This window comes from Aliiroseovarius lamellibrachiae (assembly GCF_018599245.1).
Classification (GTDB): Bacteria; Pseudomonadota; Alphaproteobacteria; order Rhodobacterales; family Rhodobacteraceae; genus Aliiroseovarius; species Aliiroseovarius lamellibrachiae.
In genome coordinates, this window is record NZ_JAHEVJ010000001.1 from 409,727 (window position 1) to 427,116 (window position 17,390).

18 protein-coding genes are annotated in these 17,390 nt (G+C 56.7%); 6 read left to right on the forward strand and 12 right to left on the reverse strand.

Features of this window, described 5'->3' with window-relative positions; all coding sequences use genetic code 11:
* Nucleotides 1-61: 61 nt before the first annotated feature.
* The 3 genes from KKW20_RS02095 to KKW20_RS02105 all read right to left on the reverse strand — a co-directional run bounded on the left by KKW20_RS02095 (nucleotide 62) and on the right by KKW20_RS02105 (nucleotide 4,179).
* On the reverse strand, nucleotides 62-2,245 hold the full coding sequence (locus KKW20_RS02095) for an RNA degradosome polyphosphate kinase (RefSeq protein WP_343207546.1): 2,184 nt from the start codon (nucleotides 2,243-2,245) through the stop codon (nucleotides 62-64).
* A gap of 138 nt (nucleotides 2,246-2,383) precedes the next feature.
* Nucleotides 2,384-3,079, reverse strand: coding sequence for a P-loop NTPase family protein (locus KKW20_RS02100; RefSeq protein WP_214565654.1), 696 nt, complete (start codon nucleotides 3,077-3,079; stop codon nucleotides 2,384-2,386).
* On the reverse strand, nucleotides 3,079-4,179 hold the full coding sequence (locus tag KKW20_RS02105) for an AI-2E family transporter (RefSeq protein WP_214565656.1): 1,101 nt from the start codon (nucleotides 4,177-4,179) through the stop codon (nucleotides 3,079-3,081). The genes KKW20_RS02100 and KKW20_RS02105 overlap by 1 nt, the downstream gene beginning before the upstream one ends.
* 199 nt (nucleotides 4,180-4,378) lie before the next feature.
* On the opposite strand from KKW20_RS02105, the gene KKW20_RS02110 reads away from it, so the two are divergent.
* Entirely contained in the window at nucleotides 4,379-4,567 is a 189-nt protein-coding gene (locus tag KKW20_RS02110; RefSeq protein ID WP_214565657.1) for a putative periplasmic lipoprotein, read from the forward strand.
* Between the two features lie 16 nt (nucleotides 4,568-4,583).
* Here KKW20_RS02110 and KKW20_RS02115 read toward each other — a convergent pair whose 3' ends face one another.
* Entirely contained in the window at nucleotides 4,584-5,948 is a 1,365-nt protein-coding gene (locus tag KKW20_RS02115) for an FAD-dependent oxidoreductase (protein ID WP_214565659.1), read from the reverse strand.
* Between the two features lie 199 nt (nucleotides 5,949-6,147).
* On the opposite strand from KKW20_RS02115, the gene proS reads away from it, so the two are divergent.
* Nucleotides 6,148-7,500 (forward strand): proline--tRNA ligase, encoded by a 1,353-nt coding sequence (gene proS / locus KKW20_RS02120; RefSeq protein WP_214565661.1) that lies wholly within the window; start codon nucleotides 6,148-6,150, stop codon nucleotides 7,498-7,500.
* Nucleotides 7,501-7,576: 76 nt separating this feature from the next.
* Nucleotides 7,577-8,107 carry a DUF2937 family protein gene (locus tag KKW20_RS02125; RefSeq protein ID WP_214565663.1) on the forward strand — a complete coding sequence of 177 codons (531 nt, stop codon included), beginning with the start codon at nucleotides 7,577-7,579 and terminating at the stop codon, nucleotides 8,105-8,107.
* An 8-nt stretch (nucleotides 8,108-8,115) separates the two neighbouring features.
* Here the strand turns inward: KKW20_RS02125 and KKW20_RS02130 are convergent, their stop codons facing one another.
* From KKW20_RS02130 to KKW20_RS02145, 4 genes are all read right to left on the reverse strand, one after another.
* Nucleotides 8,116-8,844: an outer membrane protein gene (locus KKW20_RS02130; protein ID WP_214565664.1), complete on the reverse strand. Its 729-nt coding sequence runs from the start codon at nucleotides 8,842-8,844 to the stop codon at nucleotides 8,116-8,118.
* Nucleotides 8,845-9,151: 307 nt separating this feature from the next.
* On the reverse strand, nucleotides 9,152-10,228 hold the full coding sequence (locus tag KKW20_RS02135) for a 5-(carboxyamino)imidazole ribonucleotide synthase (protein WP_425514247.1): 1,077 nt from the start codon (nucleotides 10,226-10,228) through the stop codon (nucleotides 9,152-9,154).
* Between the two features lies 1 nt (nucleotide 10,229).
* Nucleotides 10,230-10,718 (reverse strand): 5-(carboxyamino)imidazole ribonucleotide mutase, encoded by a 489-nt coding sequence (gene purE / locus KKW20_RS02140; protein WP_214565666.1) that lies wholly within the window; start codon nucleotides 10,716-10,718, stop codon nucleotides 10,230-10,232.
* 90 nt (nucleotides 10,719-10,808) lie between these two features.
* Nucleotides 10,809-11,027, reverse strand: coding sequence for a YdcH family protein (locus KKW20_RS02145; RefSeq protein ID WP_214565667.1), 219 nt, complete (start codon nucleotides 11,025-11,027; stop codon nucleotides 10,809-10,811).
* Nucleotides 11,028-11,198: 171 nt separating this feature from the next.
* Between KKW20_RS02145 and KKW20_RS02150 the strand changes: the two genes are divergently transcribed.
* The gene (locus KKW20_RS02150; protein WP_214565668.1) at nucleotides 11,199-11,609 is read left to right on the forward strand and encodes an Hsp20 family protein; all 411 of its coding nucleotides are present in this window, start codon (nucleotides 11,199-11,201) and stop codon (nucleotides 11,607-11,609) included.
* Between the two features lie 113 nt (nucleotides 11,610-11,722).
* Here the strand turns inward: KKW20_RS02150 and KKW20_RS02155 are convergent, their stop codons facing one another.
* Nucleotides 11,723-13,804, reverse strand: a complete 2,082-nt coding sequence (locus tag KKW20_RS02155) for a bifunctional sulfate adenylyltransferase/adenylylsulfate kinase (protein ID WP_214565669.1) — start codon at nucleotides 13,802-13,804, stop codon at nucleotides 11,723-11,725.
* 86 nt (nucleotides 13,805-13,890) lie between these two features.
* On the opposite strand from KKW20_RS02155, the gene KKW20_RS02160 reads away from it, so the two are divergent.
* Nucleotides 13,891-14,127 (forward strand): type II secretion system protein GspG, encoded by a 237-nt coding sequence (locus KKW20_RS02160; RefSeq protein ID WP_214565672.1) that lies wholly within the window; start codon nucleotides 13,891-13,893, stop codon nucleotides 14,125-14,127.
* A 234-nt stretch (nucleotides 14,128-14,361) separates the two neighbouring features.
* Here KKW20_RS02160 and KKW20_RS02165 read toward each other — a convergent pair whose 3' ends face one another.
* The 3 genes from KKW20_RS02165 to trxB all read right to left on the reverse strand — a co-directional run bounded on the left by KKW20_RS02165 (nucleotide 14,362) and on the right by trxB (nucleotide 16,332).
* Complete coding sequence (locus KKW20_RS02165) at nucleotides 14,362-14,712, reverse strand: hypothetical protein (RefSeq protein WP_214565674.1); 351 nt, start codon at nucleotides 14,710-14,712, stop codon at nucleotides 14,362-14,364.
* Nucleotides 14,703-15,314 carry an RHS repeat-associated core domain-containing protein gene (locus tag KKW20_RS16690; RefSeq protein WP_425514248.1) on the reverse strand — a complete coding sequence of 204 codons (612 nt, stop codon included), beginning with the start codon at nucleotides 15,312-15,314 and terminating at the stop codon, nucleotides 14,703-14,705. The genes KKW20_RS02165 and KKW20_RS16690 overlap by 10 nt, the downstream gene beginning before the upstream one ends.
* Before the next feature lie 76 nt (nucleotides 15,315-15,390).
* A complete protein-coding gene (gene trxB / locus KKW20_RS02175; protein WP_214565678.1) occupies nucleotides 15,391-16,332 on the reverse strand; it encodes a thioredoxin-disulfide reductase in 942 nt (313 codons plus the stop codon).
* A 220-nt stretch (nucleotides 16,333-16,552) separates the two neighbouring features.
* On the opposite strand from trxB, the gene KKW20_RS02180 reads away from it, so the two are divergent.
* Nucleotides 16,553-17,053: an Lrp/AsnC family transcriptional regulator gene (locus tag KKW20_RS02180; protein ID WP_214565680.1), complete on the forward strand. Its 501-nt coding sequence runs from the start codon at nucleotides 16,553-16,555 to the stop codon at nucleotides 17,051-17,053.
* Nucleotides 17,054-17,390 lie beyond the last annotated feature (337 nt).

The window sequence follows — 17,390 nt, forward strand, 5'->3', positions numbered from 1 at the left end:
CCGTCTTATTCGCGTGAACTATGACCCAAAAGCCCCGTCTGGGTCAATTGCCAGACGTTTCCTACGGCGCGTCGTCCGGGCTGTGTGCCAGTTTTGGAACATCTGCGGCCCCAGCGGAACCGCGACCGGACAATGAGGGGTTTTCCATAAAGAACCGGTGACAGTTAAACGGATGGTCCAGCGCGCTGAGATCAGGCCGCGTAAATTTACCGTCAGGCCCCATAACCCAACTTTGCGCCACATCCGCAAGATTGGCGGCCATGACCTGATAGACGATCTGTGCCTTGACGGTCGCGTTCTTGATTTCGACCAATGTCTCAACCCGACGGTTTAGGTTGCGCCCCATCCAGTCAGCAGAGGACATATAAACCTTGGCTTTCTTGGCTGGCAATCCGTGTCCGTTGCCAAAGCAAACGATGCGCGAATGTTCCAGAAAGCGCCCAACGATGGATTTTACGCGGATATTTTCCGACAGGCCTTTGATGCCGGGCCTGAGACCGCATATGCCGCGCACCACAAGGCTGATTTTCACCCCGTCTTGTGATGCTTTGTAAAGCGCGTCAATCACGTCCGGTTCGACCAGAGAATTCATCTTGGCCCAAATTTCTGCGGGCTTGCCCGCGCGCGCATACTCTGCCTCGCGGTTGATGCGGGTGATCAGGCTGGATTTCAGGTTGAGTGGAGAGATTGCCAAATTTTCAAGCGCTTGGGGTTCTGCGTATCCGGACAGGTAATTGAACACCCGTGTTGCATCGCGCCCCAAGGCCGCATCGCAGGTAAAAAGGCTGAGGTCGGTATACACGCGGGCCGTGATTGGGTGATAATTGCCGGTGCCAAAATGGGTGTATGTGACCAGTTGATCCCCTTCGCGGCGCACCACAATCGAGATTTTGGCATGGGTTTTATAGTTGATAAACCCATAGACAACATGGGCACCCGCGCGTTCCAGACGACGTGACTGGCGAATATTGGCCGCCTCGTCAAAGCGGGCTTTCAGCTCCACCAAGGCGGTGACAGATTTGCCCTCTTCCGCCGCTTCACATAGTGCTGTGACAATTGGGCTGTCATGGGACGTGCGGTAAAGCGTTTGCTTGATTGCCACCACATCAGGGTCGCGCGCGGCCTGATTGAGGAACCGCACCACCATGTCAAATGTCTCGTATGGGTGATGCAGCAGCATGTCTTTTTGGCGGATCGCGGCGAACATGTCACCTTCGTGATCTTGCACCCGTTCGGGCACGCGCGGGGTGAAGCTGGGCCACAAAAGATCGTGGCGGTCATTTTGCACAAGCTCGTTTAGATCGGCCATGCCGATCATGCCGTCCACCTCGATCACCTCATCATCGGTGACTTTCAGTTCGCGTTTGATCATGCTCATCAGCACGTCAGGTGCGCCGGCGGTGATTTTCATCCGCACCACTTCGCCGCGACGCCGCCGTTTCAAAGCGGTCTCAAATTCACGCACCAGATCTTCGGCCTCATCCTCGACCTCAAGGTCGCTGTCGCGCAGGATACGAAAGGCGCAATTGCCCTTTTCCACATAGCCGGGAAAGAGGCTGCCGAGATGTTCCAGCAACAGATCCTCAAGTGGCAGGAACCGGGCCTGACCCTCGTGGGCTGGCAGACGCACAAAACGATTGATTTGCTGCGGGATCGGCAACAGCGCCTTGAGCTTTTGCTTGTCCGAGGCGCGTTCCAATCGCAACGCCAATGAGAACCCCGTGTTCGGGATGAAGGGAAATGGGTGGGCCGGGTCAATGGCCAGGGGGCTAAGCACAGGGAAAACCTGGGTTAAAAAGACCTCATCCAGATGGGCCTTGTCCTCTTCGGTCAGGTCGGTGCGGCTCACGATGGCAATGCCCATGTCGCGCATCAGCCCGGTCAGATCCTCAAAGGTGGTTTGCTGACGGGCCATCAGGGCGCGGGCGTCGGCATTGATCAGTTTCAGCTGCTCACTGGGCAACAGTCCGTCAGTGGCGGGGGTGATGACCCCTTCGCGTACCATTTCGCGCAGACCGGCCACGCGCACGGTGTAAAATTCGTCAAGGTTGGTCGCCGAGATTGATAGAAACCGTAGCCGTTCCAAAAGCGGCACCCGTGGGTTTTCCGCCTCTTCCAGCACACGCCAGTTGAACCCCAGCCAGCTGAGCTCGCGGTTAAAGAACCGACGCGGCCCGCTGATCTCTTCCTCGGGCAATTCCGTGGCGGGCGCAAAGGGCGCGTGCAGAAAATCCGCAAGCGGAATTTCGGCATCTGGCGTATCGGCATGACCGGATTTGACCGAAGCGCGTTTGGGCGCGACAGATTTCGGGGCGGGGTCTTTGGGGGCGTCAGTCAGGGTCATAGAGGGTCTATCGCTCAGGTATGTGACGGAAAAATGACGTTACCCCTCGTTTGTCGGCATGTCCAGTTGGCGCGGGTCGAAAAGCCGTGTGGCAAGGGCGCGTGTGACCGGGCGGCGTTCGGCAAGCGCGATGCGGTCAAGCTCTTCCACAAGCTGTGCGGCCTCCGCCAAGGAGCGTTCCATGCGCGGCAAAAGATAGTCGATCAAATTGGCATTCACGCTGATCTGGCGGTCATCAAATAATTTGACCAGAACAGCCGACAACAACATGTCGTCGGGCGGGTCAAGGCGTGCCACGGTGGTGGCTTCCATCCGGGATCTGAGATCGGGCAGCGAGACACCCCAGCGTGAGGGGGCATCCTTTGCGGTGATCAGCAACCAGCCCCCCTCGGCAAGCACCAGATTGTGCAGGTGAAACAGCGCCGTTTCCGCCGCCCGGTCGCCCGCGATCCGGTCGACATCCTCGACCACAACCGACCCGCCTGCAAGCGCCTCGATCACGGTGGTGCCAAGGGCTGTGGCGCGGATTATTTCGGCCCTGCTGGCCTCGGCCCAGACATGGGCAAGATGGGTTTTCCCGGTCCCTTCGGCCCCCACCAGAACCAGTTTCTGATTGGGCCAATCCGGCCATGTTTTGATCACGGCCATAGCGGTTTGATTGGAGGGCGTGATCAGAAAATCCGCCGCCCCCTGCGCGGGTGGGGCAGGGAGGTCAAAGGTCAGTTGGTCGGACATCAAGCTTCGTCAACCTCATCCATCGCAGGGTCGTGCGAAGGGGCCGCCCCCGAAAGCCCGCGATACAACGCGCCCTGGGTGTATTGGCCGATGAAAAACCGGGTGACCACCCCAAGCGAGGCCGCCACCGGCACAGCCACCAGCATGCCAACGAAACCAAAGAGCGATCCAAACACGGACAGGGCCAGCATCAGCCAGACAGGGTGCAACCCGACCGAGTTGCCGACCAGTTTCGGGGTAAGGATATTGCCTTCGAGGAATTGCCCCACAAAGAAAATTGCGGCCACGGCGCCCAAGCTCCACCATTCGCCCCAGAACTGAAACAGGCCAAGGCCAATCGCCAGCGCACCGCCGACAAGGGCGCCCACATAGGGGATAAAGGTGATAAGCCCCGCAATAAAGCCCACGACAAGGCCAAATTGCAGCCCAACAATCATCAACGCCACCGCGTAATAGGTGCCGAGCACCAGACAGACAGAACCCTGACCGCGAATGAAACTGGCCAAGGTGCGGTCAATATCACGGGCGATCTGGCGCACGGCCGGGGCGTGATCCAGCGGCAAAAGTGCGTTCACACGCGCGACCATATGGTCCCAATCCAAAAGCAGGTAAAAGGCCACAACCGGCGTGATCACCAACAGGATAATGATGTTCAAAACGCTCATGGCTGAGGACACCAACGTGCCAACCAGCTCGCCGCCGCGTTCCTGAATTTTCTGGCCGATGCTTTCCAACGACTGACGGATGGTGCCGCTTTCGTCCAGCAAAGATGGGAATTTGGTCGAGATGAACGTATGCAGCTGGTGGAACAAATCGGGCGCTGTGTCCACCAAAGCAAGGGTTTGGTTGATCAATGTTGGCACAACCAGCAAGATGCCAATCACGAACAGAAGGATGCCCAGAAGCGAGATCACAACCGTCGCCATGACCCGCGACAGGCCCATCGCCTCAAGCCGGTCCGCGACAGGGTCCAGGAAATAGGCAATCGCGCCGCCCAAGACAAAGGGCAAAATGACATCGCCCAGATACCACAGCGCAAGCGCCAAAATAGCGATGGAGATGGTCCAGAATTTGGCCTGAGTTTGAACAGGAAGCGCCATGATTTATCCTCGTAATACCGCCCTTATGTCGCCCAGCTGCGGCCCATTTTCAAGGGGGGGATCAAAGCCGCGGTGCAATCGTCGGGCCGGCCGGTGGCAAGTTTGCGCTGACATCCATGTGTAGGCCGGCCAATATGGTTGCCATTCTTCACAAGACCACGCACCGTTGCCCAAGATAGAACAACAAACTGGATAGACTATGAAAACGCTCGTATTGACCGCATTGGTTTCGGCCCTGTTGGCGGGGTGTGCGGCCCATGTGCCTGAGGCGCAGACCCCAGGTGTGAGCCTTTCAGGCACCGCCAGCGCAGGGGTGAAATACCAAGATGGCGCCACCACCACCGCAAATGAAACCAAGCTTAAAATCGGGGTGAGCGGCGCTCTTTAGCAAAACGGGGCGGCGGTTACTGGATCCGCACCCCTTGGCGTTTCAGCTCTGTCTGTACGTCGGTGATGTTCACCTCATGCGGGCTGGTCTTTGATTTCACCGACAAAGCCGCCGCAACGCCCGCCCCTTGGCCCGCCACCGCGCAGCACGCCATGTTTCGCGTGCCCGCATGGGCCACTTTATCCCCGCCAATCGCCCGCCCTGTCACCAACAGGTTTTCCACCCCTTTTGGCAGCATCGCACGGTAAGGCACCTGCATATAACGCCCAGTGGTGGGGAGGATCAAAATCCCATACCCATCAATGAATTCAGGGTAAATCCCGATGGTATCTTCAAATCGCCCCTGATCGCGCATGTCGGTCTCGGTGATGTTATAGGCGGCGTCAATTTTGCGCGTATCGCGAATGCCGATGGTCATGCCAAAGTTGCGAAGCCGTGCCGCCTCGCAGCCGGGGGTGTAGCGTTTCAGGGCCTCAATGGCGATCATTGCCTGCGCGCGGCCTTCGATTTCACCACGGGTCATACTGTCAGGATCGGTGCCATCAATGCCCGCAAGGTGCACAAGGTTCATATAGGTCATCTCGCCACTGTCATGCACAGCCCCCCAAGTGCCACCGATGGTGTTCAGATGCGCGGGCATGTGACCATCCCGGATCGCTTGGGCGAAAGGTTTGGCCAGAAACGGAGAGAACATGTCGTCTTCTTTACCAGTGGTTTCCACTTCCCACTCGCCGGTGGACCAATTGGCATAGGTCTGTGGGTCGGCGCGCACACCGTCCATGAATTTCACTTTGTCCACGCCGGCGATGTGAAACATCACGCTGGCGGCCTGCATCTCTTCCACAGGGGTTTTCACACATGGCGCGCCCATCATATGGGCGATATCCGCGTCTCCGGTCGCGTCAATCACACGGGCGGCCAAAATGGCTTCGCGCCCCGCTTTGCTTTCCACAATGACCCCGGTGATTTTATTGCCGTCCCGGATTGGGGCGACGAACTGACGGTGCAACATGGGGTGAACGCCGGCCTCATCCACCAAACGATCCGCGGTCAGTTTGAACCCCTCGCTGTCAAGCTCATACGACAAGGATTGGCTTTCGGGCACAGCCGCGCCCATCGCCTTGGCACGGTCTTCAAATTCGCGCCCAATGCCGCCCGCTTCAACGGTCTTCTCATGGCGATACCAGGCAAATCCTTCCACGCCGACGGTGGTGATATTGCCCCCAAAACAGCCAAACCGATCCAGCAAAGTGACCGCAACCCCGGCCCGTGCCGCCGCCAAAGCCGCGGCCAGCCCACCGGGGCCAGAGCCCACAACCAACACGTCGGTCTGGTGGATCACAGGGATTTCGCGGGCGGGTTCATGGATGGTTTGGGTCATGTGCTCTCCGATTATTGCCCACACCCTGACGCATTAAAACACGCGCGCGCACCCAGTGACGACATGGACGGGGTCCAAACGCGACATTGACGCCGCGAGGCTTGGCGTGTGCCGTCAATACGGCCCCATTGCGCCCCCCATTGCCCAAACCTGCCCAATCGCGTAGACCGCGTTTAACAACGGACTAAATGAGGTCACCATGCGCCTGTCACGCTATTTTCTGCCCGTCTTGAAAGAGACCCCCGCCGACGCCCAGATCGTTTCGCACCGCTATATGCTGCGCGCGGGCATGATCAAACAGCAAGCCGCCGGGATTTACACCTGGTTGCCGCTTGGGTTCAAAGTGTTGCGCAAGATTGAGAACATTGTGCATGAGGAACAGATCCGCGCGGGTCACGTTCCGATGCAAATGGCGACCGTTCAGCCCGCAGATCTGTGGCGCGAAAGTGGCCGTTATGAGGATTATGGCGAGGAAATGCTGCGGATTTCCGATCGTCATGGCCGCGAAATGCTCTATGGTCCCACCAACGAAGAGGTCATCACCGACGTTTTCCGCAGCCATGTGAACAGCTACAAAGATCTGCCGCTGACGCTGTATCAAATCCAGTGGAAATTCCGCGACGAAGTGCGCCCGCGTTTCGGCGTGATGCGGGGCCGCGAATTTTACATGAAAGACGGCTATAACTTTGATCTGACCAAAGAAGACGCGCTGCACGCCTATAACCGCCACCTTGTCAGCTATCTGCGCACCTATGAGCGTATGGGCCTGCAAGCGATCCCAATGCGCGCGGATTCAGGTCCCATCGGCGGCGATGACACCCATGAATTCCTCGTGCTGGCGGAAACCGGCGAGTCTGAGGTGTTTTATGACAGCGCGGTGACCGATCTGACCTTTGGCGACCGCGAGATTGACTATGATGACGTGGCGCAATGTCAGGGCGTGATGGAGGAGTTCACCTCGAAATACGCGCGCACGGACGAGACCCATGATGAGGCCACGTTCAACGAGGTCCCAGAAGAACGCCGCCGTGTCGCGCGCGGGATCGAAGTGGGGCAAATCTTCTATTTCGGCACCAAATACTCTGAGACGATGAACGCCAAAGTGGTCGACAAGGATCAAAACCAAGTGCCCGTGCACATGGGCTCACACGGTATTGGTGTGTCGCGCCTTCTGGGGGCCATTATCGAAGCCAGCCATGATGACAAGGGCATCATCTGGCCCGAAGGCGTGACCCCCTTCCACGTTGGCATCGTCAATCTGAAACAGGGGGACGATGAGGCCGATGGCGCCTGTAACGCGCTTTACAAAGAACTGACCAAAGCCGGGCTGGAACCGCTTTATGACGACCGCAAAGAACGCGCCGGTGGCAAGTTCGCCACGATGGATCTGATCGGTCTGCCCTGGCGCATCACCGTGGGTCCTCGTGGCTTGAAAAACGGTGTGGTTGAACTGACCTCGCGCCGTACAGGCGAAAGCGAAGAAATGGCACCAGAAGCCGCCGTTGCCAAGATCATCGAGATCTACCGCGACCACCACGTCCGCGGGCTGTAAGCAGCACAATAAGACAGGCGGGCAGGGCGCAAATTGACGCCCGCCCGCAACCGCTCCCCTTGACCAAACTGCGCGCATGTCTGATCGTACCCCAACGAGCAGCAAAAAACGGAAGATCAAAATGATCCGCGCATTGACCATGGCAGGGGGCCTCGCAGGTGCCGTTGGCCTGTCGCAATTCCCTGAATTTTCACAACAATATCTGCAACGCCTGTCCGGCGCGCGCACCGAGCTTATGGTGATTGCCAAAGGGTTCGATTTCACAGCGCAAGCTGCGGGCTATACCCGCGATGAAGCGCTGGAGAAAATGGGCGGCTCTGATTTTCAGAACAATCTGCGCGATCAAATGGCCACAAACCTGACCCGATATGAGCGATTGGATGCGGCCTATACATCGCTCAAACAAACCGAACCCGTGATGCGGCTGACCAAGCTTTGGCATTTCCGCGACACGGATTTGGTGCAGAAAACATGGGATGAATACCGCCCTGCCGTGCCCGTGACTGCCGATGGGCTGATCTGTGCGGGCATCGGTTTTGTAGGTGGCTGGCTGCTGTTGTCAGTGTTGCTCGGCGCGTTGATGCGTCCATTTCGGCGCCTTGCGTAACTGCCGGATCAGAAGCTCATGTTCAGACCCAGTTTGGCGCTATAAAACTCTGGCGTGGCCAGGGTTGTATTGCCCGCGCCGTCGGTCAGTTGGGTTTTACCATAGTTGGAATATTCCACTGATCCGGTGACGGAAAGCCGCTCGGACAGTTTTTTCTCAGCGCCAACCCCAAACACATATCCTGTGGTGGTGAAGCTGTCTTCGAGCGCCATGCTGCCTGACGCAAGCGGGGCGGTGACCGCATAGTCAAAGCTGGCGTGCGACATGCCAGCCATAGCAAACAGCAAAGTGTCTTCTTCGTTCAGCAACACACCGGCCTTTACGCGCAGTCCAAGGGCGTAGGTCAGTTGGGTGTCGCCGGAATTTGTACCGTCGTCGAAATCGTCGCCAATATTGCCCGCGGAAAATGACACTTCTGGTCCAAAGACAATCTGGCCTGTGCGCCAGCGATAACCTGCAAGCAATTCTCCGGAAAATCCGCCCTGTTCAAACTCGCCCACGTTCTGGGATGGGCCGCTAGAAGGGGTGACGCCAACCACATCGTCCCCCATGAATGCGGTGCCAATTGTAGCGCCAAGATAGAGGCCATTCCAATGGCTGTCCGAGGCATGGTTCTGAACGTATGGCGCGGGGGCTTGTGACGGTTCGCTATTGCTTGGTCCATCGCCGAATGACGGGGTTGCGCCGATTGCCAGGGCGGCAAGGGTAAGGGGGCTTATAATATAGATCGGTTTCATTTCTGCTCTCCGTTTCTTAGGTATCACGCCGCCCGATACATGCCTGTGTGTGGACGATGTGTATTGCAATGGCTTTGGATCTTTTTTATAGATGAGTCAATAGTCATTAAAAAACAAAGGGTTAGCTTTGAATTAGAATAAGAGTAGTTGAAAATGAAGAGGAAATTTTGTTGGATTTTTGCGTCAAAATACCGGTTTTGAGGCAGTGTTGTTGCGTGCTGTTTCTTGAACAATAACGGGTGCCAAAAGAAAACACCCGGCGCGTGAACGTCGGGTGTTGCCGGAATGTCGTGTGGTAACGCCGGGATCAGCTGCTGGGCACAACCCGGTTCACATGGCCCATTTTTCGGCCCGGTTTGACATCTGCCTTGCCGTAAAGATGCAATGAAGCGTTCGCCTCGCGTGCGATCTCATCCACCCGGTCCATGTCGTCCCCGATCAGGTTTTCCATCACCACATCTGCAAACCGTGTCCCATCGCCCAGCGGCCAGCCAACGACCGCGCGAATGTGTTGTTCAAACTGATCGACGCTACAGCCCTGTTGGGTCCAATGGCCGGAATTATGCACGCGCGGGGCGATCTCATTTACGATCAATCCGTTGGGCGTGACAAACAGCTCCACCCCCATGACGCCGACATAGTCCAGAGCGTTCAACACTTTTGCCGCCAGCAAAATAGCATCGGTGCGCTGGGCACCGGTCAATTTGGCGGGCACGGTGGTGGTGTCCAAAATTCCGTCTTTGTGCACGTTTTCACCGGGGTCAAAACAGGCCACCTCGCCATTTGTGCCGCGCGCGGCAATCACGCTGACCTCATGGCTAAACTGAACAAACCCCTCAAGAACAGCGGGCGCGCCTTGCATATCGGCAAAACCCGCATCCGCATCGTCTGCCGATTTCAACCGGGCTTGCCCCTTACCGTCATAGCCAAAGCGGCGGGTTTTCAGGATCGAAGGTGCGCCAATTGTCTCCACGGCGGTGGCCATGTCTGCGGCTGTTTCCACATTTGCGTAAGGGGCGATGTTTAGCCCAAGACCAGAAAGGAATTCTTTTTCAATCAGGCGGTCCTGACTGATCCGCAACGCTTCGCGACCCGGACGAATGGGGCAGATGGCCTCAAGCGCATCAAGCGCGGCTGTCGGGACGTTTTCAAATTCATATGTGATCACATCGACGGATTGGGCAAAAGCCTCAAGGGCCGCCACATCGTCATATCCCGCGGTGGTGGTGTGATCCGCCACTTGCCCTGCGGGGGGATTGGCACCGGGTTCAAAGATATGCGTCTTAAACCCCAAGCGGCTTGCGGCAACAGACAGCATACGGCCCAGTTGCCCGCCGCCCAAAATACCAATGGTGCTGCCGGTTTTTAAAGGGGATTGCTGCATATCACTCATCTTTCGGTTCATCCGGGATTGACGCAGAGAGCGCCGCGCGCCACGCATCCAGCCGCGCGGCAAGATCCGCATCGGCAATGGCCAGAATGCCCGCGGCCATCAAGCCCGCGTTTGCGGCACCAGCCGCGCCAATGGCCATGGTCGCCACCGGAAAACCCTTGGGCATTTGCACAATCGAATACAGGCTGTCGACCCCCGACAAAGCGCGGGTTTGCACCGGCACACCCACCACGGGCACGCGCGTTTTCGACGCCATCATGCCGGGCAGATGCGCAGCCCCCCCAGCGCCAGCGATAATCACATGCAAGCCGCGGCTTGCGGCGGTTTTACCATAGTCCCACAGACGGTCGGGGGTTCGGTGCGCCGAGACGATCTTGGTCTCATAGGTCACGCCCAATTCGTCCAGCACATTGGCGGCTTCTTTCATCGTGGGCCAGTCCGATTGGCTGCCCATGATAATTCCAACTTTCACATCGCTCATGTGATCCCCCAAATATGTGCCAACAAAACTTGGCATTCCTTATAGGCACCGCGCGGGCTGATGCAATCAGGCATTAGGGCAACGGGGCGCCTAAGCAATAATATCGGGGGTCAGCTGGTCTTCGATCCGGGTAACTTTGTCTTTCAGCGCCAGTTTTTGCTTTTTCAACCGGCGCAAACGCAGCTGATCCGCCCGCCCGCTTTCCTCAAGCGCATGGATGGCTTCGTCAAGATCGCGGTGTTCGGCTTTGAAAACCTCAAGCTCCATGCGCAGCACGTCTTCGGTTTTCATTTCATTGGCATTGCTCATGAGCGCGAGTCGTTCCCCATTTGTCAGGGGCAACTTACACCCGTCGCCCCCGCAACGCCAAGAAAAAGCCACCCCTTGCGCGCAGCCGTCGCACACCCCATATTCGGTGAAAGGGTTGCCGCTTTTGGGACCCCAATCGCTACGTGTCGCTTATTTGCAAGGACCCGCCACATGACAAAAATGACTTTGGGCGCCCACTCGTTTCTTTTGGGTTTTGAACAACTTGAACGTATGGTGGAACAGGCCGCAAAATCAAAGGATGGCTATCCGCCGTTTAACATCGAACAGGTCAGTGATCACGCCTATCGGATCACCCTTGCGGTGGCGGGTTTTGCCGATGAAGACCTTTCTATTACTGTTGAAAATGCCAAATTGGTGGTGCGCGGCGCCCGTCCAGCGATGGATGAGGAGCGGGTGTTTTTGCACCGCGGCATCGCCGCACGGCAGTTCCAAAAAAGCTTTGTTCTCGCCGATGGGGTCGAGGTGGTTGGCGCCATAACAGCAAGCGGCTTGCTGCATATCGATCTTGAACGGGCTGAACCGGAAACCGTGGTGCAGACGATCACGATCAACAAAGCCTGACACATCCTGGCAGGGTATCACTGGCTATCAGCGGTAATCGCTTAAGATTGTAATGAAAAAGGCCGGGGTCTGTCCCCGGCCTTTTCGTGTTTCAAAGTCGCCAAAGGATCAGATCACCCTTTGATCAAACCCATGCTTTCCAGTTTCAACAGCACCTGATGCGCGCAGTTGTCCACCTCGACGTTTTCGGTTTCGACCGACAATTCAGGGTTTGCAGGCACGTCATAAGGGTCGGAAATCCCCGTGAATTCCTTGATCTTGCCTTCGCGCGCGAGCTTATAAAGCCCCTTGCGGTCGCGGCGTTCACATTCCTCGATCGAGGTCGCGACATGCACCTCAACAAAGGCGCCAAAGCCTTCGATGTCTTCGCGCACAGCGCGGCGTGTGGTGGCATAAGGCGCAATCGGCGCACAGATGGCGATGCCGCCGTTTTTGGTGATCTCTGAGGCCACATAACCGATGCGGCGAATGTTCAGATCGCGGTGCTCTTTGGAAAAGCCCAGCTCTGACGACAGGTTTTTACGCACGATATCGCCGTCCAAAAGCGTCACAGGACGTCCGCCCATTTCCATCAGTTTAACCATCAACGCGTTGGCGATGGTGGATTTGCCCGAGCCTGAAAAGCCGGTGAAGAACACGGTGAACCCCTGTTCGGCGCGTGGCGGCTTGGTCTTGCGCAGCTCTTCGACCACGGTTGGAAAGCTGAACCATTCAGGGATTTCAAGACCTTCGGACAGACGGCGACGCAGCTCGGTGCCCGAGATGTTCAGGATGGTCACGTTCTCTTTGTCTTCGATCTCATCCGCGGGCTCATATTGGGCGCGGTCCTGCACATAAACCATGTGCTTAAAGTCGACCATTTCGATGCCCATTTCCTCTTGATGCTCGCGGAACAGATCCTGCGCATCGTAAGGTCCGTAAAAATCTTCGCCAGCCGAGTTTTTGCCGGGGCCAGCGTGGTCACGACCCACAATAAAGTGGGTGCAACCGTGGTTGGCGCGGATCAGACCGTGCCACACCGCCTCGCGCGGGCCAGCCATGCGCATGGCAAGGTTCAACAGGCTCATCGAGGTGGTGGCGGCGGGGTATTGATCCAGCACCGCCTCATAACAGCGCACGCGGGTAAAGTGGTCGATGTCGCCCGGTTTGGTCATGCCCACAACGGGGTGGATCAGCAGGTTGGCCTGTGCCTCACGCGCCGCGCGAAAGGTCAATTCCTGATGCGCACGGTGCAGCGGGTTGCGGGTTTGGAACGCCACAACGCGGCGCCAACCCAGCTTGCGGAAATAGGCGCGCAGTTCATTTGGCGTGTCGCGACGGGCGCGGAAATCATAATGCACGGGCTGTTGAATGCCCACAATCGGACCACCAAGATAGATCTTACCGGCTTGATTATGAAGGTAATTTACCGCTGGATGTGCGACATCATCAGCCCCAAAGACCATCTCGGCCTCATGCGCTTTGTTTGGCTCCCACTTATCGGTCACGGTCATGGTCGCAAGGATCACGCCCTCTTGGTCACGCAGCGCGATGTCTTGACCTTCTTCAACCGAGGCCGCGAAATCCTCAGATACATCCAAGGTGATCGGCATCGGCCAAAGGGTGCCATCGGCCAGACGCATATTGTCGACGACGCCGTTGTAATCCTCTTCGCCCAAAAAGCCCTTCAGCGGGTTGAACCCACCGTTCATCAACAGCTCCAGATCACAAATCTGACGCGGGGACAGGTCGTGGCTGGTCAGGTCTGCGGCGTCCAGTTTCAGCTTCTGCGCGCTTTCATACGAGACATAAAGCTCGGGGATCGGTGCAAGATTGTTTTGCATGGGATGGGTCCTGTGTTTGAGGGGGGACAAGCCGCTGGAAGAGCCGGTCAGCTCTGCGTGCAGCGCGTCATATTCTGCAAATTTGCGGGTTAAAAATTGATCTCTGAGGCGAAGTTGCTCGCCGGCACCTTGTGCGGTGATCGCATAGGCAAAGCGTTGGCGTTTGTCTGGTCCCGCGCGGTCGCTGATCTGGATCAGCCCATCCGCAACGGCGCGTTTTAAAAGCCCGTTGAGGCGCCCCAGTGAAATGCCAATCGCCTCTGCCGTGGCGCGCTGCGACGCATCGGGGGCCACGTCAAGCTGACGCAACAGACGAAAGAGCAGGTCTTCGTCGGCAGAATTGGGTTTGGTCACAGGCGGGTGCGCGGGCATTGGATACGACTCAAAGTATGTTCACGCGTGAACGCATCACACAGAATGACGGCGCAGCAAAGGAATAAATAGGGAGAATTTGTGAAATGCGGCGCAAAGGCCACGGTTTTGGGGGATCGTGGAACAGCGTTTTGGAATTGGGGCTTTGGGTGGAACAAGAACTTTGTCCCGCTTATCTAACCGGCGAAGGGGGGCTTAACGACCCTTGGGGGCGGGCGTATCTGTATTCTGAACCGACAGGCAATGCCCAACCCGCTCTTTCCAGCCTTGGAAAAGATGGGGTGGAAGGTGGAACCGGCGAAGACAAGGATTTGTCGCTTTAGCGAAGGTCACCTGCCGCGCCCAGCTCTCGGCAGGCACCACCTCCATGAGGCTACCCGCCGTTACTATCAAGTGATCAACACGATCATTGCCCACGAAGAAAACCTTGAACTTTCAACCGTCGCGAAGGTTCACCGTCTATTCAGGTTTGTTCGTTTACCGGAGCAGATTTGTCGGAATTCAACTCATTTCGACAGCCTGCTTATCTACTACATGGGCCGCCCTATTTTTTTAGATCAACTGTACAATCGCCTATCCAGCTCTTTAAGACGCAATTCGGGAACGCTCAACTTTCTAACATAACGTCGTCGTAACCATGGAAAACGGCGGGCAAAATAACCTGTTGCACAGGCAACATAGTAGGCGTCACGACTTAGCTCTGATGGAATAAATCTACGTGGTACCTTGTTTTCTGTTGGTTCAAACCTCTGAAGAACCTCATAAAACTCTTCAAAGTCGTCACCCGCCAACCCAAGATCATGTACAACTCTCAAATTCCATAAATCCCTCGTCGGATCATCAACTATTAAAGGACCCATTTGGCCAATTGCCGCCTCGTACATTTCTCGCCTATCTCCTAAAAACACTTTCGCATCCTCCAAAGATCGTTCGCAACGAATACTACCCCAACATAAGGTAGTTTTCTTGCAACCTTTCGTCCAGCATAACGGGTCGTTTTCCCACCATATTTACTCCAAACGCTCGTCCGATGTCCAGAGCGTCCACCTCCAGCGACACCGCCAGTCTTCCCGCCAACGAATGCCCCGGTCGCACCTGATATAGCTCCGAGAGCAGTATATTTATTGGATGGAAGGAAACCTGGTTCCGCGCAGCTACAGGTTTCCTCTAGTTTTTGAATCGCGTAGTCTAATGCAAAACCAATCAGTATGCCAACAACAACAGGAACAAACTCTCCCGTTGGGTCTGTGTACCGCCCCGGATTTTGCAGGGCATAGCCATACACACTCGCCCCATCGACCAACCCCAGCGGATCCGCCTGCAGATACCGCCCAGTGGTTGGGTCGTAGTCCCGCATCCAGTTCTGGTGCAGGCCACTCTCGGACTGGAACCATTGGCCCGCTGCCCGACAGCGTATCTGCAAGATGCGCGAGAAGGGGGGAAGCGCAGGTTGCTGGCGGCTCCGGTGCTGGTATGCACACCGCCAAAGGGCAGGTAAGACGCCTCCCACACTTTCAACTTATTCACATCGGTCGCAACGACCGGGCGGCCGAAGCGAGAGGCCTTTTAGAAAGGCCCCTCAACGATCACTCTTGTTCCGCGATGAAATGTTCCGCTTCAAGCGCGGCCATACAGCCCATGCCCGCCGATGTGACGGCCTGACGGTATTTGTGGTCGGTCAGATCGCCCGCAGCAAACACGCCGGGGATGGAGGTCGCGGTGCTGTCCGGTTTGGTCACCACATAGCCGCCCATATGGGTTTCTAATGTGTCTTTCACCAGCTCATTGGCCGGCGCGTGGCCGATGGCGATGAACACGCCTTTGGCCGGGATTTCGGTGATCTCGCCGGTTTTCACATGTTTGGCGCGCACGCCGGTCACACCCAGCGGGTTTTCATCGCCCACAACCTCTTCCAACTGATGATCCCACAGGGGCACAATCTTTTCGTTTTTCATCAGGCGGTTGATCAGAATTCTCTCCGCGCGCAGCTCATCACGACGATGAATGAGCGTGACCTTGGAGGCGAAGTTGGTCAGAAACAGCGCTTCCTCAACAGCCGTATTGCCGCCGCCCACAACCACAATTTCCTGGCCGCGATAAAAGAACCCGTCGCAGGTCGCACAGGCGGAAACGCCAAAGCCTTTGAATTTCTCTTCGCTCTCAAGCCCCAACCATTTGGCGCGCGCGCCCGTGGCAAGAATGACCGCATCGGCGGTATAGGTCGTGCCGCTGTCGCCCTTGGCGGTAAAGGGCCGTTTGGACACATCCAGATCAAGGATAATGTCACCGATGATCTCGGTGCCCATCGCTTTTGCGTGTTCTTCCATCTTGATCATCAGATCGGGGCCTTGCACCTCGGTATAGCCGGGGTAATTCTCAACCTCGGTGGTGGTGGTCAGTTGGCCGCCGGGTTCCATGCCTTGCACCAAAATGGGTTCCAGCATGGCGCGGCTTGCATAAACACCAGCGGTATAGCCAGCAGGGCCGGAGCCGATGATCAGAACTTTGGTGTGACGGGTCTCGGACATATGGGCAATCCTGCTTTGAAATTACGATCCCCACGGATATAGGGGGCTGTGCGCCGTCAGAAAAGCCCCAGTTGGCCCGGCGCGACATCTGATGCCAAATTTGTGACGACAACCCCGAGGCGCGTAATAAAGTTACGTTTTCGCGAAAGATTGTTGCGCAAGAAAACAATGACAGATAATGTTTGCGCAATCTCATGATATTGCGCCAGAAGGATCCCGTATGGCTGGACATAAACTAGACCCGATCGACCGTATGATTCTTGCCGAATTGCAGGCCGATGGGCGTATGACCAATGTGGAACTGGCCAAACGGGTCGGCATTTCCGCCCCTCCTTGCCTGCGCCGCGTGCGCACCTTGGAAGAACAGGGGTTCATCAGGGGCTATCACGCCGATGTGGACGCCCGCGCGCTGGGCTTTGAGGTGCAGGTGTTTGCGATGGTCGGGCTGGTGTCTCAGGCCGAAGCAGATCTGACCGCGTTTGAGGAAAAATGCCGCGAATGGTCGCTGGTGCGCGAGTGTCATATGCTCAATGGCGAGGTGGATTTCGTGCTGAAATGCGTCGCCCCCGATCTGTCGACCTTCCAGACGTTCCTGACCGAAGATCTGCTGACCACGCCCAATGTGGGGTCGGTGAAAACATCGCTGGTCATTCGTGGGGCGAAAGACGATCCCGGCGTGCCGTTTGATGTGCTTGAGGCGCGGATGGCGGAAACGCCGTAAACCAGCCGACACAATCGGAAATCAAAACAAAAGCCGCCCTGTTAAGGCGGCTTTTTGCGTTCTGGGTGGGAGGACCCAAAGTGCTGCTGCGTTACGCCGCGCGCTTTTCTTCAACCTTTTTACGACGGTTGGTGCGCGTATAGGGCAGGGCCGATGTGTCGGTGTCTGCCTCAATAATCCATTTCATCCAGCGACGTTTTTTCATGCTCTTAGCCTCAATCTCTGGCCCATCTGGCGTGGGCGTTTGCCTCTTGTTGACTAAGGTTTAGCGGTGGAATGGGGCGAGTGTTTGACACCTGTTGGGCAATTCTGGACGTTTGGTGGTTTTCAGGCCGTT

What these genes read in the sequence shown, in the direction of transcription:
- KKW20_RS02100 (WP_214565654.1), bottom strand. Translation starts at nt 3,079, where the DNA reads ATGTCCGACCAACTGACCTTTGACCTCCCTGCCCCACCCGCGCAGGGG.
- KKW20_RS02105 (WP_214565656.1), bottom strand. Translation starts at nt 4,179, where the DNA reads ATGGCGCTTCCTGTTCAAACTCAGGCCAAATTCTGGACCATCTCCATC.
- KKW20_RS02110 (WP_214565657.1), top strand. Translation starts at nt 4,379, where the DNA reads ATGAAAACGCTCGTATTGACCGCATTGGTTTCGGCCCTGTTGGCGGGG.
- KKW20_RS02115 (WP_214565659.1), bottom strand. Translation starts at nt 5,948, where the DNA reads ATGACCCAAACCATCCATGAACCCGCCCGCGAAATCCCTGTGATCCAC.
- proS (WP_214565661.1), top strand. Translation starts at nt 6,148, where the DNA reads ATGCGCCTGTCACGCTATTTTCTGCCCGTCTTGAAAGAGACCCCCGCC.
- KKW20_RS02125 (WP_214565663.1), top strand. Translation starts at nt 7,577, where the DNA reads ATGTCTGATCGTACCCCAACGAGCAGCAAAAAACGGAAGATCAAAATG.
- KKW20_RS02130 (WP_214565664.1), bottom strand. Translation starts at nt 8,844, where the DNA reads ATGAAACCGATCTATATTATAAGCCCCCTTACCCTTGCCGCCCTGGCA.
- KKW20_RS02135 (WP_425514247.1), bottom strand. Translation starts at nt 10,228, where the DNA reads ATGCAGCAATCCCCTTTAAAAACCGGCAGCACCATTGGTATTTTGGGC.
- purE (WP_214565666.1), bottom strand. Translation starts at nt 10,718, where the DNA reads ATGAGCGATGTGAAAGTTGGAATTATCATGGGCAGCCAATCGGACTGG.
- KKW20_RS02145 (WP_214565667.1), bottom strand. Translation starts at nt 11,027, where the DNA reads ATGAGCAATGCCAATGAAATGAAAACCGAAGACGTGCTGCGCATGGAG.
- KKW20_RS02150 (WP_214565668.1), top strand. Translation starts at nt 11,199, where the DNA reads ATGACAAAAATGACTTTGGGCGCCCACTCGTTTCTTTTGGGTTTTGAA.
- KKW20_RS02155 (WP_214565669.1), bottom strand. Translation starts at nt 13,804, where the DNA reads ATGCCCGCGCACCCGCCTGTGACCAAACCCAATTCTGCCGACGAAGAC.
- KKW20_RS02160 (WP_214565672.1), top strand. Translation starts at nt 13,891, where the DNA reads ATGCGGCGCAAAGGCCACGGTTTTGGGGGATCGTGGAACAGCGTTTTG.
- trxB (WP_214565678.1), bottom strand. Translation starts at nt 16,332, where the DNA reads ATGTCCGAGACCCGTCACACCAAAGTTCTGATCATCGGCTCCGGCCCT.
- KKW20_RS02180 (WP_214565680.1), top strand. Translation starts at nt 16,553, where the DNA reads ATGGCTGGACATAAACTAGACCCGATCGACCGTATGATTCTTGCCGAA.